Annotated in this window: 15 protein-coding genes; 14 read left to right on the plus strand and 1 reads right to left on the minus strand. The window is 68.2% G+C overall.

What is annotated here, in order from left to right; translation table 11 throughout:
- Positions 1 to 4: 4 nt before the first annotated feature.
- The gene (gene xylA, locus QZM35_RS26790) at positions 5 to 1327 is read right to left on the minus strand and encodes a xylose isomerase (RefSeq protein ID WP_206148916.1); all 1323 of its coding nucleotides are present in this window, start codon (positions 1325 to 1327) and stop codon (positions 5 to 7) included.
- Positions 1328 to 1594: 267 nt separating this feature from the next.
- On the opposite strand from xylA, the gene QZM35_RS26795 reads away from it, so the two are divergent.
- The 14 genes from QZM35_RS26795 (at position 1595) to QZM35_RS26860 (ending at position 18038) form a co-directional block, all read left to right on the plus strand.
- Positions 1595 to 2794: a DNA-binding transcriptional regulator gene (locus tag QZM35_RS26795; protein ID WP_089429335.1), complete on the plus strand. Its 1200-nt coding sequence runs from the start codon at positions 1595 to 1597 to the stop codon at positions 2792 to 2794.
- A gap of 27 nt (positions 2795 to 2821) precedes the next feature.
- Positions 2822 to 3910 (plus strand): aldose epimerase family protein, encoded by a 1089-nt coding sequence (locus QZM35_RS26800; RefSeq protein WP_301777142.1) that lies wholly within the window; start codon positions 2822 to 2824, stop codon positions 3908 to 3910.
- A 612-nt stretch (positions 3911 to 4522) separates the two neighbouring features.
- Complete coding sequence (locus tag QZM35_RS26805; protein ID WP_301777143.1) at positions 4523 to 6217, plus strand: 5-guanidino-2-oxopentanoate decarboxylase; 1695 nt, start codon at positions 4523 to 4525, stop codon at positions 6215 to 6217.
- Positions 6214 to 7686: an aldehyde dehydrogenase family protein gene (locus QZM35_RS26810; protein ID WP_301777144.1), complete on the plus strand. Its 1473-nt coding sequence runs from the start codon at positions 6214 to 6216 to the stop codon at positions 7684 to 7686. Before QZM35_RS26805 ends, QZM35_RS26810 begins: the two co-directional genes overlap by 4 nt.
- Before the next feature lie 148 nt (positions 7687 to 7834).
- Positions 7835 to 8932 (plus strand): PotD/PotF family extracellular solute-binding protein, encoded by a 1098-nt coding sequence (locus tag QZM35_RS26815; protein WP_089429332.1) that lies wholly within the window; start codon positions 7835 to 7837, stop codon positions 8930 to 8932.
- 4 nt (positions 8933 to 8936) lie between these two features.
- Positions 8937 to 9860 carry an ABC transporter permease gene (locus QZM35_RS26820; protein WP_174971297.1) on the plus strand — a complete coding sequence of 308 codons (924 nt, stop codon included), beginning with the start codon at positions 8937 to 8939 and terminating at the stop codon, positions 9858 to 9860.
- Entirely contained in the window at positions 9857 to 10699 is an 843-nt protein-coding gene (locus QZM35_RS26825) for an ABC transporter permease (protein ID WP_301777145.1), read from the plus strand. The genes QZM35_RS26820 and QZM35_RS26825 overlap by 4 nt, the downstream gene beginning before the upstream one ends.
- 40 nt (positions 10700 to 10739) lie before the next feature.
- On the plus strand, positions 10740 to 11810 hold the full coding sequence (locus tag QZM35_RS26830) for an ABC transporter ATP-binding protein (RefSeq protein WP_089434131.1): 1071 nt from the start codon (positions 10740 to 10742) through the stop codon (positions 11808 to 11810).
- A 49-nt stretch (positions 11811 to 11859) separates the two neighbouring features.
- Positions 11860 to 12684, plus strand: a complete 825-nt coding sequence (locus tag QZM35_RS26835) for a transporter substrate-binding domain-containing protein (RefSeq protein WP_301777146.1) — start codon at positions 11860 to 11862, stop codon at positions 12682 to 12684.
- Positions 12685 to 12727: 43 nt separating this feature from the next.
- Complete coding sequence (locus tag QZM35_RS26840; protein WP_089434130.1) at positions 12728 to 13492, plus strand: amino acid ABC transporter permease; 765 nt, start codon at positions 12728 to 12730, stop codon at positions 13490 to 13492.
- Positions 13489 to 14145: an amino acid ABC transporter permease gene (locus tag QZM35_RS26845; RefSeq protein WP_089434129.1), complete on the plus strand. Its 657-nt coding sequence runs from the start codon at positions 13489 to 13491 to the stop codon at positions 14143 to 14145. The genes QZM35_RS26840 and QZM35_RS26845 overlap by 4 nt, the downstream gene beginning before the upstream one ends.
- 40 nt (positions 14146 to 14185) lie before the next feature.
- Positions 14186 to 14911 carry an amino acid ABC transporter ATP-binding protein gene (locus QZM35_RS26850; RefSeq protein WP_301777147.1) on the plus strand — a complete coding sequence of 242 codons (726 nt, stop codon included), beginning with the start codon at positions 14186 to 14188 and terminating at the stop codon, positions 14909 to 14911.
- 49 nt (positions 14912 to 14960) lie between these two features.
- Positions 14961 to 15890 carry a LysR substrate-binding domain-containing protein gene (locus QZM35_RS26855; RefSeq protein ID WP_301777148.1) on the plus strand — a complete coding sequence of 310 codons (930 nt, stop codon included), beginning with the start codon at positions 14961 to 14963 and terminating at the stop codon, positions 15888 to 15890.
- Positions 15891 to 16022: 132 nt separating this feature from the next.
- Positions 16023 to 18038, plus strand: a complete 2016-nt coding sequence (locus QZM35_RS26860) for a glycoside hydrolase family 3 N-terminal domain-containing protein (RefSeq protein WP_301777149.1) — start codon at positions 16023 to 16025, stop codon at positions 18036 to 18038.
- Positions 18039 to 18155: the final 117 nt, after the last annotated feature.

Raw genomic sequence — 18155 nt, forward strand, 5'->3', positions numbered from 1 at the left:
GGCGTCAGCGCAGCCCGTAGATCGCCTGGTTCACGATGTTCTCGCAGCGTTCCTGCGCGCCGCTCGCGTGCTGCGGGTTCACCCCGCGCGCGAGCGCATCGGCCGCGAGCGACTCCAGCGTATAGTCGCCCGACAGGATCTTGCGGCCGAACGCGTCGTCCCACTGCGCATAGCGTTGCCGGCGCAGCGCGTCGAGCCGGTCGTTCTCGACCAGCACCGCCGCGCGTTCGAGCGCGAGCGCGAGCACGTCGATCGCGCCGACGTGGCCGTAGAACAGGTCTTCCGGATCGATGCTCTGGCGGCGCACCTTCGCATCGAAGTTCATCCCGCCGGTCGTGAAGCCCCCGTGGCGCAGGATTTCGTAGAACGCGAGCGTCAGCTCCTCGACGCTGTTCGGGAACTGGTCGGTGTCCCAGCCGTTCTGCGGATCGCCGCGGTTCGCGTCGACGCTGCCGAACACGCCGAGCGCGAACGCATTCGCGATCTCGTGATGGAACGAGTGGCCGGCGAGCGTCGCGTGGTTCGCCTCGATGTTCACGCGAATCTCGTTCTGCAATCCGTACTGCACGAGAAAGCCGTGCACCGTCGCGACGTCGTAGTCGTACTGGTGCTTGGTCGGCTCCTGCGGCTTCGGCTCGATCAGCAGCGCGCCCTTGAAGCCGATCCGGTGCTTGTGCTCGACGACCATCGACAGGAAGCGGGCAAACTGGTCGCGTTCACGCTTCAGGTCCGTATTGAGCAGCGTCTCGTACCCTTCTCGCCCGCCCCACAGCACATAGTTCTCGCCGCCGAGCCGGTGCGTCGCATCGAGTGCATGGCACACCTGGGTCGCGGCCCACGCGAACACGTCGGGGTTCGGGTTCGTCGCGGCGCCGGCCGCGAAGCGCGGGTGCGAGAACAGGTTCGCGGTGCCCCACAGGAGCCGCACGCCGCTCGCCTGCTGACGCTCGCCGAGATAGTCGACCATCCGCGCGAAATTCGCCGCATATTCCCGCAGGCTGTCGCCTTCCGGGGCGACGTCGGTGTCATGGAACGTATAGAAAGGCGTGCCGAGCTTGGTGAAGAATTCGAATGCGGCATCGGCCTTCATCCGCGCCCGTTCGAGCGCGTCGCCCGGCTGCTGCCACGGCCGCTGGAATGCGGCCTGCCCGAAGATGTCGTGCCCCGGCCACACGAAAGTGTGCCAGTAGCACACCGCGATCCGCAGATGCTCGGCGAGCGTCTTGCCCAGCACGCGCCGCTCGGGGTCGTAATGGTGGTACGCGAGCGGATTGTCCGACTGCGGGCCTTCGTAGCGAATCGCGGGAATGTGTTCGAAATACGACATGGCGTCTCCGTGCTGGGTCTTGTTGCAGCGCAACGTGCGTCGGGGTGGCGCACGCGGCCGAATTCGGTAGGCTGGATCGTGCCCGCGCCCCTGCCGGGCGGCAATTGCGAAATTGCGCAGCACGCTTAATGTTTCTTGCCAGCCGCTGCGCGCGGCACACGTTCCGCCCTACAATCGCCAAACACCAGACCACCGCGCGCCGCCGACCCGGGCGCGCCCCGGAGACAACGGCACCGCGCCCCTCGACGCGCGTGCCCCGAGAGCGAGATGACACGCGTCCCTTCCGCCCAGACACCGCATCGAATCGCGCTGCTGTTCAACGCGAACAAGGTCTACGACCGCGAGATCATCAGCGGCATCGGCCAGTACCTGCACACGACGCGCGTCGTGTGGGACCTGTTCCTCGAAGACGACTTCCGCTGCCGGCTCACCGGCATCGAGCGCTTCGACGGCGACGGCATCATCGCGGACTTCGACGATCCCGCCGTCGCCAGCGCGCTCGCCGGCTCGCCGCTGCCGGTCGTCGCGGTCGGCTCGTCGTACGAGGATCCGGCCCAGTATCCGGACGATGTCCCCTATATCGCGACGGACAACCCGAAGCTCGTGTCGCTCGCGTACACGCACCTGATCGGTGCGGGACTCGCGCATTTCGCGATGTACAGCCTGCCGATCGCGCAGGAAAACCGCTGGGCGCAGCAGCGCGAACTCGCATTCGACCGGCTCGCACGCGCGGACGGGCTCGATGCGCCGATCTACCGCGGGCTGTCGACGAGCGCGTCGGGGTGGAACCACGCGATCGAGCAGCTGATCGGCTGGCTGCATGCGCTGCCGAAGCCCGTCGGCGTGATCGCCGTGACCGATGCGCGTGCGCGGCACCTGCTGCAGGCCTGCCTGATCGCCGGCATCGCGGTGCCGGAACAGGTGGCGATCATCGGCATCGACAACGATCCACTCACGCGCACGCTGACGCGCATTCCGCTGTCGTCGGTGATCCAGGGCACCGAGGAAATGGGCCGTACCGCCGCGCACCTGCTGCACCGGATGTTGCGCGGCGCGCGCTTTCCCGGGCAGCGCATTCTCGTGCCGCCGGTCGGCATCAACGTGCTCGAATCGACGCGCCACCAGCCGCTCGCGAGCCCGCACGTGATGCGCGCGCGGCATTTCATTCGCCAGTACGCGTGCCAGGGGATCAAGACCGAACAGGTCGCCGACTATGTCGGCGTATCGCGTTCGCTGCTCGAGGAGCACTTCCGGCGCGAACTGCAGCGCACCGTGCACCAGGAAATCCTGCGCCACAAGCTCGAAGCCGCGCAGGCGCTGCTCGCCGGCCGGCAGGCGTCGAGCGCCGAGGTCGCGATCCGCTGCGGGTTCACGTCGCTCCAGTACATGTACGCAGTGTTCAGGCGCGAGCTGGGCTGCACGCCGCGCGAATACCAGGAACGCGCGGCCGCCTCAGCCTCCTGCTGACGGCCGCCGACCATCTGACCTCTTCCCATGCACATCGATACCGATTCCTCCTCCCTGACGCACGGCGCGGCGCGCGTGCCTTCCGAGCCGTGGGGCACGCTGCCCGACGGCGAGCCCGTTCGGCGCTACACGCTGCGCAACGCGCACGGCATGCGCGTCGTCGTCAGCGACCTCGGCGCGACCGTCGTGTCGTGGCTCGCCCCCGACCGCACGGGGCGCTTCGCCGATATCGTGCTCGCGCACGACACGCCGGCCGAGTACCTCGAATCCGGTGCCTACCTCGGCGCGACGATCGGCCGCTGGGCGAACCGGATCGCCGGTGCGCGCTTCGAACTCGACGGCATCGGCTACCCGCTCGACCGCAACGAGAACGGCAACCTGCTGCATGGCGGGGCGAACGGCTTTCATCGCGCGCGCTGGGACGTGATAGACGACTGCGGCGGGCTGACGCTTCGACTCGATTCGCCGGAAGGCGACGCGGGTTTTCCGGGCAACGTGACCGTGCAGGTTCGCTATACGCTCGACGACGACGGCACGCTGACGATCGACTACGCGGGGTGGACCGATGCGCCGACGCCGTTGAACCTGACGAATCACAGCTACTTCAACCTGAACGGGCGCCCGGGCAGCGACGTGCGCGGCCATCTGCTGCAGATCGATGCCGACGCGTTCCTCGAAGTGGACGAGGCGCTGATCCCGACCGGCACGGCCGACGTGACGGGCACCGCGTTCGATTTCCGGCACAGCGCGCCGATCGGCGCGCGCCTCGACTGGCCGAACGCGCAACTGGCCCGCGCGCGCGGCTTCGATCATTGCTTCGTCCTGGGCGACGGCGCGCGCGAGGCCCGGCCCGTCGCACGCGTCTACGATCCGGAAAGCGGGCGTGAGCTGATCGTGTCGACCGATCAGCGGGGCCTGCAACTCTATACAGGCAACTATCTCGATGGCCTGCGCGTGAGCGGCGGCACACGTTGCACGCCACACGCGGCGCTGTGCCTGGAGGCGGGCGGCTTTCCGGATCAGGTCAACATGGCCGGCCTCAGCGGCGCCGTGATTCTCTATCCGGACGCCGTCTATCGACAGACCACGCGGTATCGGGTAGGCGTTCATGCATAGCGTGCGTGGGACAGCACGGCCCGGCATTCGCGGCAGAACCTCGCACCGGGAGAATCCTCGGAACCGCATAGGGCGCAGCGCATAAAACCCGCTTCCAGAAGGGGCGACATCAAAATATTACGCGCCACGCCCCGTGGATATTCAGGTTGACTACACGATTCGCGTGCCGACTGGCGTCGCGTGTGCGGCGCGCCCGGGGCTGCCCTCGTCGGAAGAATCGCTGCGCAAGACGCCGGTTGCGCCGGTTGCGCCATTTGCACGCTCGTCCGCCTGCATGCAATCCACGCGCCGGCCGCTCGTGACGCATCGGGCGGGCGACACCCCGCGCCGGGCGGCGGACACCGGTTCACTTCGCGCCCGTTTCGCGCAAGACTAGCCGACGCCGTCATGCAGCTCCGGGATGTCCGTATGACGCGCGTTGCAACCCGCGCTGCCGGGAAAACCCGCCCTCCACTACGCACACCGCGATTCGACGCCGCCATGCACGGTCCTCATGCCGCGCATGAAAACTAATCGATTGTTGGCACCCCGGATCGACGCCGACAATCCGCACCATGCCCCCTTCGTTTGCGGTACGGGCCACTCACCCTCCCAATCGGCACACCACGATCCATGAACCATCCCGCCACCGTTTCCTCGATCGCCGGGGCCCGCAAGGCCACGGCGGCGCCCTGCCATGCCCGCCCCCGCACCTGCGGCGAAGCGCTCGTCGACCTCCTCGAACGCCACGGCGTCGAATGCGTGTTCGGCATTCCCGGCGTGCATACCGTCGAGCTCTATCGCGGCCTCGCCGCGTCGTCGATCCGCCACGTGACGCCGCGCCACGAACAGGGGGCCGGCTTCATGGCCGACGGCTATGCGCGCGTCACGGGCCGGCCGGGCGTCTGCTTCATCATCACCGGGCCGGGGATGACCAATATCGCGACCGCGATGGCACAGGCCTATGCGGATTCGATCCCGATGCTGGTGATCTCGAGCGTCAACGCACGACGCGAACTCGGCCGCGGCGACGGCCGCCTGCACGAGCTGCCGTCCCAGCGCGACGTGTTCGCGGGACTCACCGCGTTCTCGCACACGCTACTCGACGCGGCCGACCTGCCGCAGGTGCTCGCGCGCGCCTTCGCGGTCTTCGCCAGCGCGCGGCCGCGGCCCGTGCATATCGAGATTCCGCTCGACGTGATCGTGATGCCGGCGCCCGCGCTGTCCGACGCCCCGCCCGCGCTGCCGGCGCGGCCCGCGCCGGATGCGAACGCGCTCGCGGCGGCCGCCGACCTGCTCGCGCACGCGCGCCGGCCGCTGATCCTCGCCGGCGGCGGCGCGATCCACGCGGCAGCGGAATTGCGCGAACTCGCCGAACGCCTGCACGCGCCGGTCGCGCTGACGATCAACGCGAAGGGGCTGCTGCCGGCCGGCCACCCGCTGCTGATCGGCTCGACCCAGTCGCTGCCGGCCACCCGTGCGGCGATCCGCGATGCCGACGTGGTGCTCGCCGTCGGCACCGAGCTGGGCGAAACCGATTACGACATCACGTTCGACGGCGGCTTCGCGATCGACGGCCGGCTGATCCGCATCGACATCGACGCGCAACAGCTGATGCGCAACGCCCGCGCCGAGATCGCCATCGCCGGCGATGCACAGCTGGCGCTCGGCGCGCTGTCGACCCGCCTGCACGAAACGCCGGCCCCGACACCCGACGCCGACTGGGGCGCGCCGCGGGTGGCCGCCGTGCGCGCCGCGATCGCGTCGATGCACGACGGCGCCGCGCAGTCGCAGGCGCGGCTGATCGACACGATCGTCGCCACGCTGCCCGGCGCGATCATCGCCGGCGATTCGACGAGCCCCGTCTACGTCGGCAATTTCACCCACGATGCACCGGCGCCGCGCAGCTGGTTCAACTCGTCGACCGGCTACGGCACGCTCGGCTACGGGCTGCCCGCCGCGATCGGCGCCAAGCTCGCCGCGCCCGCGCGCCCGGTCGTGTGCCTGATCGGCGACGGCGGCCTGCAGTTCACGCTGCCGGAGCTCGCGAGCGCGGTCGAGGCGCGGCTGCCGGTGATCGTGATCGTCTGGAACAACCGCGGCTACGGCGAGATCCGCAAATACATGGTAGCGCGCGACATCACGCCGGTCGGCGTCGATCCGTATACGCCCGATTTCCAGACGCTCGCACGCGGCTTCGGCTGCGCGGCGCACACGGCCGCGACACCCGGCGCACTGGCCGCCGCGCTGCGCGACGCCACGGCGCGCGCGATCCCGACCGTGATCGAAATCGACGAGGCCACCTGGTTCGCGCAGGTGCAACGATGAGCACGACACCCGCTCTCGCGTTCGATCCGCCGCTGCACACGCGCCACTTCATCGACGGGTCCTGGCGGGCGAGCGTCGACGGCGCGACGTTGCCCGTCGTCGATCCGTCGACGGAAGCCGTGCTCGCCGACGTCAGCGCAGGCGGCGAGGCGGACGTCGAGCAGGCCGTGCAGGCCGCATCGCGCGCGTTTCCCAGCTGGAAACGCACGACGGGCGCCACGCGTGCGGCGCTGCTGCGCGCGATCGCGCGCGGCGTCGACGCACGCCGCACGCGGCTCGCCACCCTGCAGTCGCTCAATAACGGCAAGCCGTTCGCCGAAGCCGAAATCGACGTCGCGGACGTGATCGCCACCTTCGACTACTACGCGAGCCTCGCGGAGCGCCTCGACACCGACGGCGAAACCGAGATCGCGCTGCCCGATGCCGACCATCGCGCGTGGATCCGGCGCGAGCCGGCCGGCGTCGCCGCGCTGATCGTGCCGTGGAATTTCCCGATGGTGACGACCGCGTGGAAGCTCGCGCCCGCGCTCGCGGCCGGCTGCACCGTCGTGCTGAAGCCGTCCGAGATCACGCCGCTGCCCGAGCTCGAGCTCGCCGCGATCGCCGCCGACGCGGGGCTGCCGCCCGGCGTGCTGAACGTCGTGACGGGCACGGGCCACGACGTCGGCGCCCGACTGTGCGCGCATCCGCGCGTCGCGAAGGTGTCGTTCACCGGCAGCACCGCCGTCGGTGCGCAGGTCATGAAGACGGCTGCCGACACGATCAAGGGCGTCGGCCTCGAACTCGGCGGCAAGTCGTCGATCGTCGTGTTCGACGACGCCGATCTCGATCACGCGGTCGAGCTCGTCACGGGCGGCGGCCTGTTCAACGCCGGGCAGATGTGTTCGGCGACCTCGCGCGTGCTCGTCGCCGCGCCGCTCGCCGATGAACTGATCGCCCGCCTCGCACGGCGCATCGACGCGACCGTCGTCGGGCCGCCGTTCGCCCCCGGCGTGCAGATGGGCCCGCTGACGAATCGCGCGCAATACGAGCGCGTGAAACGCCACATCGCGCAGGGCCTGGCCGACGGCGCGCGGCTCGTGACGGGCGGCCACACGCTCGACGGCCCCGGCTATTTCATCCGACCAGCCCTGTTCGCCGACGTGCCGGCCGACAGCCCGCTATGGTGTGAAGAAATCTTCGGGCCGGTGCTGTGTGTCCGCGCATTCGACACCGAGGACGATGCGGTCGCGGCGGCCAACGACACCGAATACGGGCTCGTCGCCACCGTCGTCACCCGTGACACGGCACGCGCCAGGCGGGTGGCCGACGCGCTCGAGGCGGGCGTCGTGTGGATCAACACGCCCCAGCTGATCTATCCGCAAACCTCATGGGGCGGCTACAAGCGCAGCAGCATCGGACGCGAACTCGGCCCGTTCGGTCTCGCCGCATTCCAGGAGATCAAGCAGGTCATGATGCCGGCCGGCTGAGGTCGCCGGGCCATGCGTTTATGTCATGCCGCGCATGCGGATATTTCGTTTGTTGCGGAAATTTGACCTCCCTACAGTTCCTCCACACCCCGCGCCGCAGTCGGCGCCCGGCATCGAACCACACGGCATCGTTCATCAGGAGACGGCCATGCAACACTTCAAGGCGGGCAGAAGGCAGGTGATCAAAACCCTCGGCACGGCGCTCGCTGCATCCGCCCTTCCGATGCCATTCATCAGTACTGCGAAGGCACAGACGAGCAGTTTCTCAGGTAAGACGCTGCGCCTGCTCACGTGGTCCGACGATACCGGCGCGGCCGCGCTGCGCAACATCGCGGAGAGCTTCAGCAAGCAGACCGGCGCACGCGTGATCGCCGATCGCGCGGACGGCACGTCGGGGATGGTCGCGAAGGTCAAGGCCGCGGGCGAGCGGCCGACCTACGACGTCATCACGCTGGCCGGCGTCGGCGCGGCCGGCCTCGCGGAAGCGGGCCTGCTCGCGAAGCCCGACCTGAACCGGCTGCCGAACCTGAAGGACGTCGCGCCGCAGTACCGCACCGGCGCGAACGGCTTCGGCATCGGCTACCTGCTGTGGTCGGACGGGCTGATCTACAACACGGCGACCGTGAAGAGCGCACCGTCGAGCTACGAGGCGCTGTGGGATCCGAAATATGCGGGCCGCCTGTTCCTGCCGCCGCCCGAGTGGGCGGAAGCGGTCGACCTCGCGATCATCGCGGCGAAGCTGGCCGGCGGTTCGCAGCAGAACATCGATCCGGGATTCCGGAAGCTCGCGCAACTGAAGGACCGCGTGATGACCCTCGGCGAAAACCCGAACCAGGTCGCCGACCTGTTCCGCACGGGCTCGCTCGACCTCGGCGGCATCTATTCGCCCGCGTTCTTCCCGGACCAGATCCGCAAGCCCGACTACAAGATGGGCGTGACGTACGGGATGAAGGAAGGCTTCGCGACGCAGCTGATGTTCACCGTGATCCCGAAGGCGCACCCGGGCGACCTCGACCTGATCCACGCGTTCATCAATCATTCGCTCGACGCCGGCGTGCAGGGCCGGATGGCGGCCGACGTGCTGAACGGCCCCGTGAACGGCAAGGCCGTGATTCCCGCGGAAAGCCGCGCGTTCGTGCCGTCGCCGCAGCAGATCGCGGAGAAAGCCGTGCTTCATGACGACAAGGCGCTCGCGGCCGTGCAGCCGGCGTGGATCAAGCGCTACACAGGCCTCTTCTCGGCGTAACGACATGGCCTCCCTGTCCTCTCCCCGAGACGCCGCGCCGGCCGCCGCCGGCACGGCCGGCGCGGGCGCCGATGCGCCCGCGCTGCCCGGCGTGCCGCCCTGGCTGCTGCTCGCGCCGATCCTCGCGTTCCTCGCGGTGCTCGCCGCCGCGACGGTCACGGTATTGCGCATGAGCGTCGGCGTGTCCGGTGACGAATGGCGGACCTTCACGCTGCAGAACTATCTCGACCTCGCCGACCCGTACTTCACGACGTCGTTGTGGCTCACGCTGCGCCTCGCGTTCCAGAGCATGGTGTGCGCGGTGCTGCTGGCGATCCCGGTGGCGCTCGCGATGGCGCGGACCGAATCGCGGCTCGCGCGCCGGTTGCTGCTCGCGGGCGTGCTGTTGCCGCTGCTCGTGAACCTGCTGCTGCAAGGCTATGGCTGGCTCGTGATGCTCGGCCCGGCCGGGTTGCTCAACCGCGCGCTGCTGGCCGGCGGCGTGATCGAGCGGCCGCTGCAGCTGCTGTACCGCGAGCACGGCGTGCTGCTCGGCCTGATCCAGACCGCGTTCCCGCTCGCCGTGTTGCCGCTGTCGAGCGCGCTGCGCGCGGTGTCCCGCGCCTACGACGAAGCCGCCGCGACGCTCGGCGCGAGCCGCTGGCAGACGCTGCGGCACGTGACCTTGCCGCTCGCGATGCCCGGCCTCGTCTCCGGCGCGCTGCTCGTGTTCGCGTACAACGCCAGCGCGTTCGCGGTGCCGCTGCTGCTCGGCGGCCGGCGCGTGCCGATGCTCGCCGTGCTCGTGCACGACCAGGTCGCACCGCTGCTCAACTGGCCCGCCGCATCGGCATCCGGTGTCGTGCTGATGGGTGCGACGCTCGTCGTGATGGCGGTTTCGCAGCGCCTCGTGCGCACCCTGCAACGTGCCGACGAGGTGAACCGATGAATGCCCTGCGCCTGCGCGCGCCCATGCCCGGCCGCCTCGGACGCGTGACCGGCGCGCTCGCGACGCTCGTGCTGCTGCTCGCGGCGCTGCCGATCCTGACGATGATCACGATGTCGTTCGGCGCATCGGGCACGCTCGAATTCCCGCCGCGCGAATTCAGCCTGCACTGGTATCGCGCCGCGTGGCAGACGCTCGTGTCGTCCGATGCGGGCAGCGCGCAATCGATGGGCGCCGCGCTGACGACGAGCCTCGTCGTCGCGGTCGCGACGATGCTGATCGCGACCGCCGTGTCGGTGCCCGCGGCTTACGCGCTGTCGCGCTACCGCTTTCGCGGCCGGGTGCTAGTCGAGCAGCTCGTCGCATTGCCGATCGTCTATCCGCTGGTGATGCTCGGCCTCGCGCTGCTGATCGTGTTCAACGCGCTGCCGGTCGAACTCGGCATCGTGCGGCTCGTCGTCGCGCACGTGATCCTGACGCTGCCGTTCACGGTGAAGAACTGCGCGGCGTCGGTCGCGTCGATCGGCCCCGATTTCGAGGAAGCCGCGTGCCTGATGGGCGCGAGCCCGCGCCGCGCGCTCGTCGACGTCGTGCTGCCGCTGATGCGGCCCGGCATCCTCGCCGGCATGCTGTTCGCGTTCATCGTGTCGTTCAACGAATTCACGGTGACGTTCTTCCTGTACAGCATCGACACGATGACGCTGCCGGTCTGGCTCTACAGCCGCACCGTCTCGTCGCTCGACCCGACCGTGTTCTGCTTCGCCGTGTTCACCGTCGCGATCGACTTCGCGCTGATCTGGATGCTCGAAAAACTCGTCGGCGACAAGGGTGTCGCGCTCTGACGCGCACGCCGCCTCACCCTCGCCCGTGCAAGGAACCCTCATGACCCAGCTCATCCTCCAGAACGTGACGAAGCGCTTCCATCACGCGTATGCGGTCGATCACGTCGACCTGTCGGTGCCGGACGGCAAGCTCGTCTGCTTTCTCGGCCCGTCCGGCTGCGGCAAGACCACGCTGATGCGGATCATCGCCGGCCTCGAAACGCCGACCGCCGGCACGCTGACGTTCGCCGGCCGCGACCTCACGCACGTACCCGCCAACCGGCGCGACTTCGGCATGGTGTTCCAGTCGCTCGCGCTGTTTCCGCACATGACGGTCGCGCAGAACATCGCGTATCCGCTGCGGCTGCGCAAGACGGACAAGGCCGCGCAGGCGCGGCGCGTGGCCGAGCTGCTCGAGCTGATCCAGCTGCCGCACATGGCCGACCGGCTCGTCACGCAGCTGTCGGGCGGGCAGCGCCAGCGCGTCGCGATTGCACGCGCGATCGCATCGTCGCCGCGCCTGCTGCTGCTCGACGAACCGTTGTCGGCACTCGACGCGAAGCTGCGCGAGGCGATGCAGGTCGAGATCCGGCTGCTCCAGCAACGGCTCGGCATCACGACGATCATGGTCACGCACGACCAGCGCGAAGCGATGACGATGGCCGACGAGATCGTCGTGATGGAAAAAGGCCGGATCCAGCAGGTCGGCCGGCCGCTCGACATCTATCGCGATCCGGTCAACGAATTCGTCGCGGACTTCATCGGCCTCGGCAACATCCTGCCGGTCGCGTGCGACGGCGACGACGCCATCGTGCTGCCCGGCGGGCAGCGTCTCGCGATCCGGCGCGCACCGGACACGCCGCGCGCGACCGATGGCGTGCGCCTGCTGATTCGTCCCGAGGACGTCTGCGTGCGCCCCGGCCAGCCGGCTGCGGCACCGAATACGCTGGCGGGCACGATCACGTTCGTGCGCGACGTCGGCGCGTCGATCGAAGCGACGATCGACTGCCGCGGCTTCACGCTGACGGCCGCGACGACGCCGCGCGAGACGCCCGACCTCCACGTCGGCATGCCGGTGCTCGCGGAACTGCCCGCCCATGCCTGCAAGCTCATCGCCGCCCGCGGCGCCTGATTTCCTGTCTTTCTCCCGCGCACTCCAGCCCAGCCACGAGGATCTCACCATGAACGCAACGTCCCAAGCCACCCGTCACGTGCAGCGCCTGCTCGCCCGTACCGTCCTCCTCTGCGCCTGCGCCGGCACCGCGGCCCTTGCCGCGTTCGCGCCGCTCGCGCATGCCGACGCGCTCGACACGATCGCGAAATCGGGCGTCGTGCGTATCGGCGTGTTCGAGGACTACCCGCCGTTCGGCTCGATTGGCCCGGACATGAAGCCGCAAGGCTACGACATCGACATGGCGAACCTGATCGGCCGCGCACTCAATGCGAAAGTCGAACTCGTGCAGGTCACCGGCGACAACCGGATGGCGTATCTCGCCGATCGCAAGACCGACATGCTGCCGTCGGTCGGGCAGACGCCGGAACGCGCGAAGGTGATCGACTTCTCGAACGCGTATGCCCCGTACTACCTCGCGGTGTTCGGCCCGAAATCGCTGGCCGTGAAGGGCAACGCCGATCTCGCCGGCAAATCGGTCGCGGTCGCGCGCGGCACGCTCGAGGATCTCAGCGTGAGCAAGGTCGCGCCGCCGAGCGCGACGATCAAGCGCTTCGACGACCCGAACGGCGCGATCGCGGCGTTCCTGTCGGGGCAGGCGCAACTGCTCGTGGTCGGCAACGACGTCGGCGCGACGATCATCGCGCGCCATCCGTCGATCGATCCGGAGCAGAAGTTCTCGCTGTTCAGCTCGCCCGACCACGTCGGCCTGAACAAGAACGAGCCGCGCCTGATGCAGAAGGTCAACGACGCGATCGCCGGCGCCCGCAAGAGCGGCACGTTGAATGCGTTGTCGCAGAAGTGGCTGCACGCGGCACTGCCGGCCGACCTGTGATGCGCGCCGCCCCCGCCACGCATTCACGACGAAAGGCATCGCGATGACCTACGTGTTCGACTTCAGCGACTTCGGCCTCTACGCCGGCATGCTCGCGCGCGGGATCGGCGTGACGCTCGGCCTCACCGCGGCCGCCACCGTGCTGGGCGGCCTGATCGGCACCACCGGCGCGTGGGTCGCGCTCGCCGGCCCGCGCTGGGCACGCACGCTCGTCGCGGCCTACGTCGAGCTGATTCGCAATACGCCGTTCCTGGTCCAGCTGTTCTTCATCTTCTTCGGGCTGCCCGGGATCGGCGTGCACATCGACGAAGCGCAGGCGGCCGTGCTGGCGATGACGGTCAACCTGGGCGCGTACGCGGTCGAGATCCTGCGCGCCGGCATCGAATCGGTGCCGCACGGGCAGGTGCAGGCGGCGCGCGCGCTCGGGCTGCACGGCCGGCAGGTGTTCGGTCACGTCGTGCTGCCGCAGGCGCTCGCGAACGTGTACCCCGCGCTGCTCGGGCAGGTGCTGATCGTGATGCTCGGCTCCGCGGTCGTCTCGCAGATCTCGGTGCCCGACCTGACCTATGCGGCGAACTTCATCCAGTCGCGCAATTTCCGTGCGTTCGAGATCTACATCGTCGTGACCGCGATCTACCTGTTGCTGTCGATCGCGCTGCGCATGCTGCTCAATCGTATCGGCCGGCGGCTGTTTTCGGGCCGCATGCAGCGCGGCGCGACGGCCGCGCCCCGGCGCGGCTGTTTTGCCCGCCTCGCATGGCGGGCCCGTTCCCCTGAAACCCGCCTGTCGACGGAGCGTGCACGATGATCGAATTCACCTTCCAGGACATCGCGTGGAACCTGCTGCTCGCCGCGCGCTGGACCCTGCTGCTGTCGCTGATCACGTTCGTCGGCGGCAGCGTCGCCGGGTTCGCGCTGCTGGCGATGCGCGTCTCGGCGTCGGCCGCACTGCGTCGTTTCGTGATCCTGTACGTCGAAGTGTTCCAGGGCACGCCGTTGCTGATGCAGCTGTTCCTCGGCTTCTTCGGGCTGCCGCTCGTCGGCATCGACGTGACGCCGTGGGTGGCCGCGTCGGTCGTGCTGACGCTGAACGCCAGCGCGTACCTGACCGACATCTGGCGCGGCTGCGTCGACGCGGTGCCGCGCGGCCAGTGGCACGCGGCGGCCAGCCTCGGCATGACGTGGACCCAGCAACTGCGCTACGTGGTGTGGCCGCAGGCGTGGAAGATCGCGCTGCCGCCGACCGTCGGCTTCCTCGTGCAGGCCGTCAAGAGCACCGCGCTGACGTCGATCATCGGGCTGACCGAACTGACCAAGACGGGCAACATCATCACCAACGCGGTATTCAAGCCGTTTCCGATCTACGCGATGGTCGCGCTGCTCTACTTCGCGATGTGCTTCCCGCTGACGTGGTATGCCCGCGTGCTCGAAGGTCGCTATCGCGTCGCGAAGGCACGCTGAACCGGCGCCGCGTGCGCTTCATTACGATCCAGGAACTTCCATGATTTCCATCAGCAACGTTTCGAAGTGGTACGGCCCGTTTCAGGTTCTCACCGACTGCACGACCGAGGTCAGGAAAGGCGAAGTGGTCGTCGTGTGCGGCCCGTCGGGCTCGGGTAAATCCACGCTGATCAAGACCGTGAACGGCCTCGAGCCGTTCCAGCAGGGCGGGATCCTCGTGAACGGCCAGTCGGTCGGCGACAGGAAGACGAACCTGTCGAAGCTGCGCTCGAAGGTCGGGATGGTGTTCCAGCATTTCGAGCTGTTCCCGCACCTGTCGATCACCGAGAACCTGACGCTCGCGCAGGTCAAGGTGCTCGGCCGCGGCAAGGACGAGGCGAACGAGAAGGGCATGAAGCTGCTCGAGCGCGTCGGCCTGAAGGCGCATGCGCACAAGTTCCCGGGCCAGCTGTCGGGCGGCCAGCAGCAGCGTGTCGCGATTGCACGCGCGCTGTCGATGGATCCGGTCGCGATGCTGTTCGACGAGCCGACGTCCGCGCTCGACCCCGAGATGATCAACGAAGTGCTCGACGTGATGGTCGAGCTCGCGCAGGAAGGGATGACGATGATGGTCGTCACGCACGAGATGGGCTTCGCGAAGAAGGTCGCCCATCGCGTGATTTTCATGGACCAGGGCGCGATCGTCGAGGATGACCGCAAGGACGATTTCTTCTCGAATCCGAAATCGGAGCGCGCGAAGGACTTCCTCGCGAAGATCCTGCACTGAGCGATACCGTGGCGCGCCGTCGCGCGCCCGTTCCACCCCGACTCTCCCGATGAAACGACTTCCCTCCCTCAACGCGCTGCAGGTCTTCGACATCGTTGCCCGTCACGGCAGCTTCACGCGCGCCGCCGAGCACCTGTGCCTGACCCAGGGGGCCGTGAGCCGGCAAATCCTCGCGCTCGAGAGCTTCTATCAGTTCGCGCTGTTCAAGCGCACGCCCAAGGGGCTGACGCTGACGGCCGAAGGCGAACTCCTGTTGCCGACCGTGCGCGAAAGCTTCGCGCGCATCGAGGAGGTGTCGATGCGCCTGTCGCGCAGGCGAACCGAACTTGCACTGAAGGTGCCGACCTGCATGATGCAGTGGATGCTGCCGCGCATCATGCGGTTCCAGGCCGAGCATCCCGAACTGCAGGTGCAGATCACGACCACCTGGGATCATCAGGTCGACTTCCGCATGGAGCCGTTCGACGCGGCGGTGATCTACGCGGCCGGCGCCGGCCCGGACATGCATGCGATCCCGTTGTTCGACGAACGGCTCACGCCGGTCTGCGCCCCGAGCCTGCCGGCACGGCAGCCGCTCGCGAGTCTCGACGACCTGGCCGGTCACACGTTGCTGCATCCGACCCGCGATCATCGGGACTGGAAGCGGTGGCTCGACCATGCGGGCGCGCCGCACGTCGACTCGACGCGCGGCTTGAGCTTCGAAACGCTGGATCTCGCGACGCACGCGGCGATCGACGGCTACGGCGTCGCGATCGGCGACCGGACGCTCGCGGACGAAAGCGTGGCGGCGCACCGGCTGGTGATGCCGTTCGACATCTCGTTGCCGACGGGGATGGGCTACTACTTCGTGTATCCGGACGGTGCCGAACAGCAGCAGAAGATCCAGCTGTTCGGCGGCTGGATCGCGGACGAGCGCAAGGGCGCGTCGTCGGGTGGCGCGCCTGCCAGCCCTGAAACCTCGACGCCCCACATCGCCTGACACATCGCGCCCCAGCGGGGCAAAAACTGCACCCGGCGGCAAAACGTCCCCTGAAACAGCTCGGTAAAGTGGCCGGCGGCCATGCGTCATGCATCACGGCCGCGCCAAAAAAATCCGATTCAGGAGACAAGCATGCAACGCATCACGAGATCAGCCATTCACCGATCGGCATGGGCCGCGTCGGGCACCGCGCTCACCCTGGGGCTGTTTGCCTGCGGCGGCGTCGACTCCTCTTCCCCGCCGGTCACGCAGCAGGACTTCGGCTACACGACGCTGAACCTGATCACCAAGGACGGCCTCAAGTTCAAGGACATGGACAAGAGCGGCCAGCTCGAACCCTACGAAGACTGGCGGCTGAGCGCAGAAGTGCGGGCACGCGATCTGGTCGGCCGCCTCACGCTGGCCGAGAAAGCCGGCCTGATGATGCACGGCACCGCGCCGGTGCTGAACGACACGACCGGTGCGGGCACCGGCTCCGCTTACGACCTGGCCGCGCTCAAGACGCTCATCAATCAGCGGGGCGTCAACACCTACATCACGCGCATGAGTGCCGATGCGCACACCATGGCCGTCCAGGCCAACCAGATCCAGACGCTGGCCGAGCAGTCCCGGCTCGGCATCCCGGTGACGATCAGCTCCGACCCGCGCAATCATTTCCAGTACACGCTCGGCGCAAGCGCAGGCAGCAGCGGTTTCTCGCAGTGGCCGGAAACGCTCGGCTTCGCCGCGATCGGCGACGCGGCACTCACGCGAAACTTCGGTGATATCGCGCGCCAGGAGTATCGTGCCGTCGGCATCACCGAGGCGCTTTCGCCGCAGGCCGATCTCGCGACCGAGCCGCGCTGGGCCCGCATCAACGGCACGTTCGGCGAGGACGCCGATCTCGCCCGCGCGCAGGTCCAGGCCTATATCGAAGGCTTCCAGGGCGGCAGCGACGGCATCCAGGCCAAGAGCGTCATCGCCGTCGTCAAGCACTGGGCCGGATACGGCGCGCAGAAACTCGGCTTCGACAGCCACAACTACTACGGCCGCTATGCGACCTATCCGGGCAACAATTTCGCCTATCACCTGAAGCCGTTCGAAGGCGCGTTCGCCGCCAACGTCGGCTCGGTCATGCCGACCTATTCCGAACCGGACATGACGGTGACGGTCGACGGCATCACGCTGGAGCCCGTCGGCGGCGCTTACGACAAGGCGTTGCTGACCGACCTGCTGCGCGGGAAATACGGCTTCAAGGGCGTGATCCTGTCCGACTGGCTGATCGCCGACGACTGCGACGCGAACTGCATCAACGGCGTGTCGTCAGGGTCCCCGTCGTTCGTCGGGCTGGGCATGCCCTGGGGGATGGAGGGCGCGACCCGCGTGCAGCGTTTCACGCGTGCGGTCAACGCCGGCATCGACCAGTTCGGCGGCGACGACGATCCGAGGGACCTCATCGACGCCGTCAACCGCGGGCAGTTGTCGGAAGACCGCTTGTCGGAGTCGGCCTATCGCGTCCTGCTGCAGAAATTCCAGCAGGGCCTGTTCGACCATCCGTATGTCGATGCGGACGCGGCCGGCAAGATCGTCGGAAATGCCGACTTCCAGGCCCAGGCACTCGATGCGCAGCGCCGCTCGATGGTGCTGCTGCAGAACAACGGCAAGCTGCTGCCGATGGCGGCGTCCGGCAAGAAAGTCTGGCTGTACGGCATCGATCCCGCCGTCGCACGGCAATATGGTTATCAGGTCGTCGCTACGCCGCAAGCCGCGGACGTCGCGATTCTCCGCGTGAGCACGCCGTATCAGACGCTGCACCCGAACTACATGTTCGGCTCGATGCAGCATGAAGGCAGCCTCGCGTTCGTCGACGGCAGTGCGGACTACGAAGCCATCAAGCAGGCCGCGCTCGCACCGAAGTCGATCGTCTCGGTGTACATGGATCGCCCGGCGATCCTGACCAACGTGCAGGACAAGGCCACCGCGATCCTCGCCAATTTCGGCGTGACCGATGCCGTGCTGTTCGACGTGCTGACCGGCAAAGGTCAACCGCAAGGGAAGCTGCCGTTCGAGCTGCCGTCGTCGATGGCGGAGGTCGAGGCGCAGCGGGAAGACGTGCCGCACGATACCGCGCATCCGTTGTATCCGTTCGGATACGGCCTCTCGTATTGATGCGTTGTCGACGCCGGCTTGGTGATCAGGGCCGGCGTCGGCCAGGGCCGCCGATTCTCGCGTTGCCGCTCGCTGGCGGCGACGCGAGCGTGCGCGACGGCCGACGTTGCACCGAGG

Origin of the sequence: Burkholderia sp. AU45274, from assembly GCF_030482505.1 — a bacterium.
Classification (GTDB): domain Bacteria; phylum Pseudomonadota; class Gammaproteobacteria; order Burkholderiales; family Burkholderiaceae; genus Burkholderia.

What these genes read in the sequence shown, in the direction of transcription:
- xylA (WP_206148916.1), bottom strand. Translation starts at nt 1,327, where the DNA reads ATGTCGTATTTCGAACACATTCCCGCGATTCGCTACGAAGGCCCGCAG.
- QZM35_RS26810 (WP_301777144.1), top strand. Translation starts at nt 6,214, where the DNA reads ATGAGCACGACACCCGCTCTCGCGTTCGATCCGCCGCTGCACACGCGC.
- QZM35_RS26840 (WP_089434130.1), top strand. Translation starts at nt 12,728, where the DNA reads ATGACCTACGTGTTCGACTTCAGCGACTTCGGCCTCTACGCCGGCATG.
- QZM35_RS26835 (WP_301777146.1), top strand. Translation starts at nt 11,860, where the DNA reads ATGAACGCAACGTCCCAAGCCACCCGTCACGTGCAGCGCCTGCTCGCC.
- QZM35_RS26815 (WP_089429332.1), top strand. Translation starts at nt 7,835, where the DNA reads ATGCAACACTTCAAGGCGGGCAGAAGGCAGGTGATCAAAACCCTCGGC.
- QZM35_RS26860 (WP_301777149.1), top strand. Translation starts at nt 16,023, where the DNA reads ATGCAACGCATCACGAGATCAGCCATTCACCGATCGGCATGGGCCGCG.
- QZM35_RS26800 (WP_301777142.1), top strand. Translation starts at nt 2,822, where the DNA reads ATGCACATCGATACCGATTCCTCCTCCCTGACGCACGGCGCGGCGCGC.
- QZM35_RS26795 (WP_089429335.1), top strand. Translation starts at nt 1,595, where the DNA reads ATGACACGCGTCCCTTCCGCCCAGACACCGCATCGAATCGCGCTGCTG.
- QZM35_RS26805 (WP_301777143.1), top strand. Translation starts at nt 4,523, where the DNA reads ATGAACCATCCCGCCACCGTTTCCTCGATCGCCGGGGCCCGCAAGGCC.
- QZM35_RS26850 (WP_301777147.1), top strand. Translation starts at nt 14,186, where the DNA reads ATGATTTCCATCAGCAACGTTTCGAAGTGGTACGGCCCGTTTCAGGTT.
- QZM35_RS26820 (WP_174971297.1), top strand. Translation starts at nt 8,937, where the DNA reads ATGGCCTCCCTGTCCTCTCCCCGAGACGCCGCGCCGGCCGCCGCCGGC.
- QZM35_RS26825 (WP_301777145.1), top strand. Translation starts at nt 9,857, where the DNA reads ATGAATGCCCTGCGCCTGCGCGCGCCCATGCCCGGCCGCCTCGGACGC.
- QZM35_RS26855 (WP_301777148.1), top strand. Translation starts at nt 14,961, where the DNA reads ATGAAACGACTTCCCTCCCTCAACGCGCTGCAGGTCTTCGACATCGTT.
- QZM35_RS26830 (WP_089434131.1), top strand. Translation starts at nt 10,740, where the DNA reads ATGACCCAGCTCATCCTCCAGAACGTGACGAAGCGCTTCCATCACGCG.
- QZM35_RS26845 (WP_089434129.1), top strand. Translation starts at nt 13,489, where the DNA reads ATGATCGAATTCACCTTCCAGGACATCGCGTGGAACCTGCTGCTCGCC.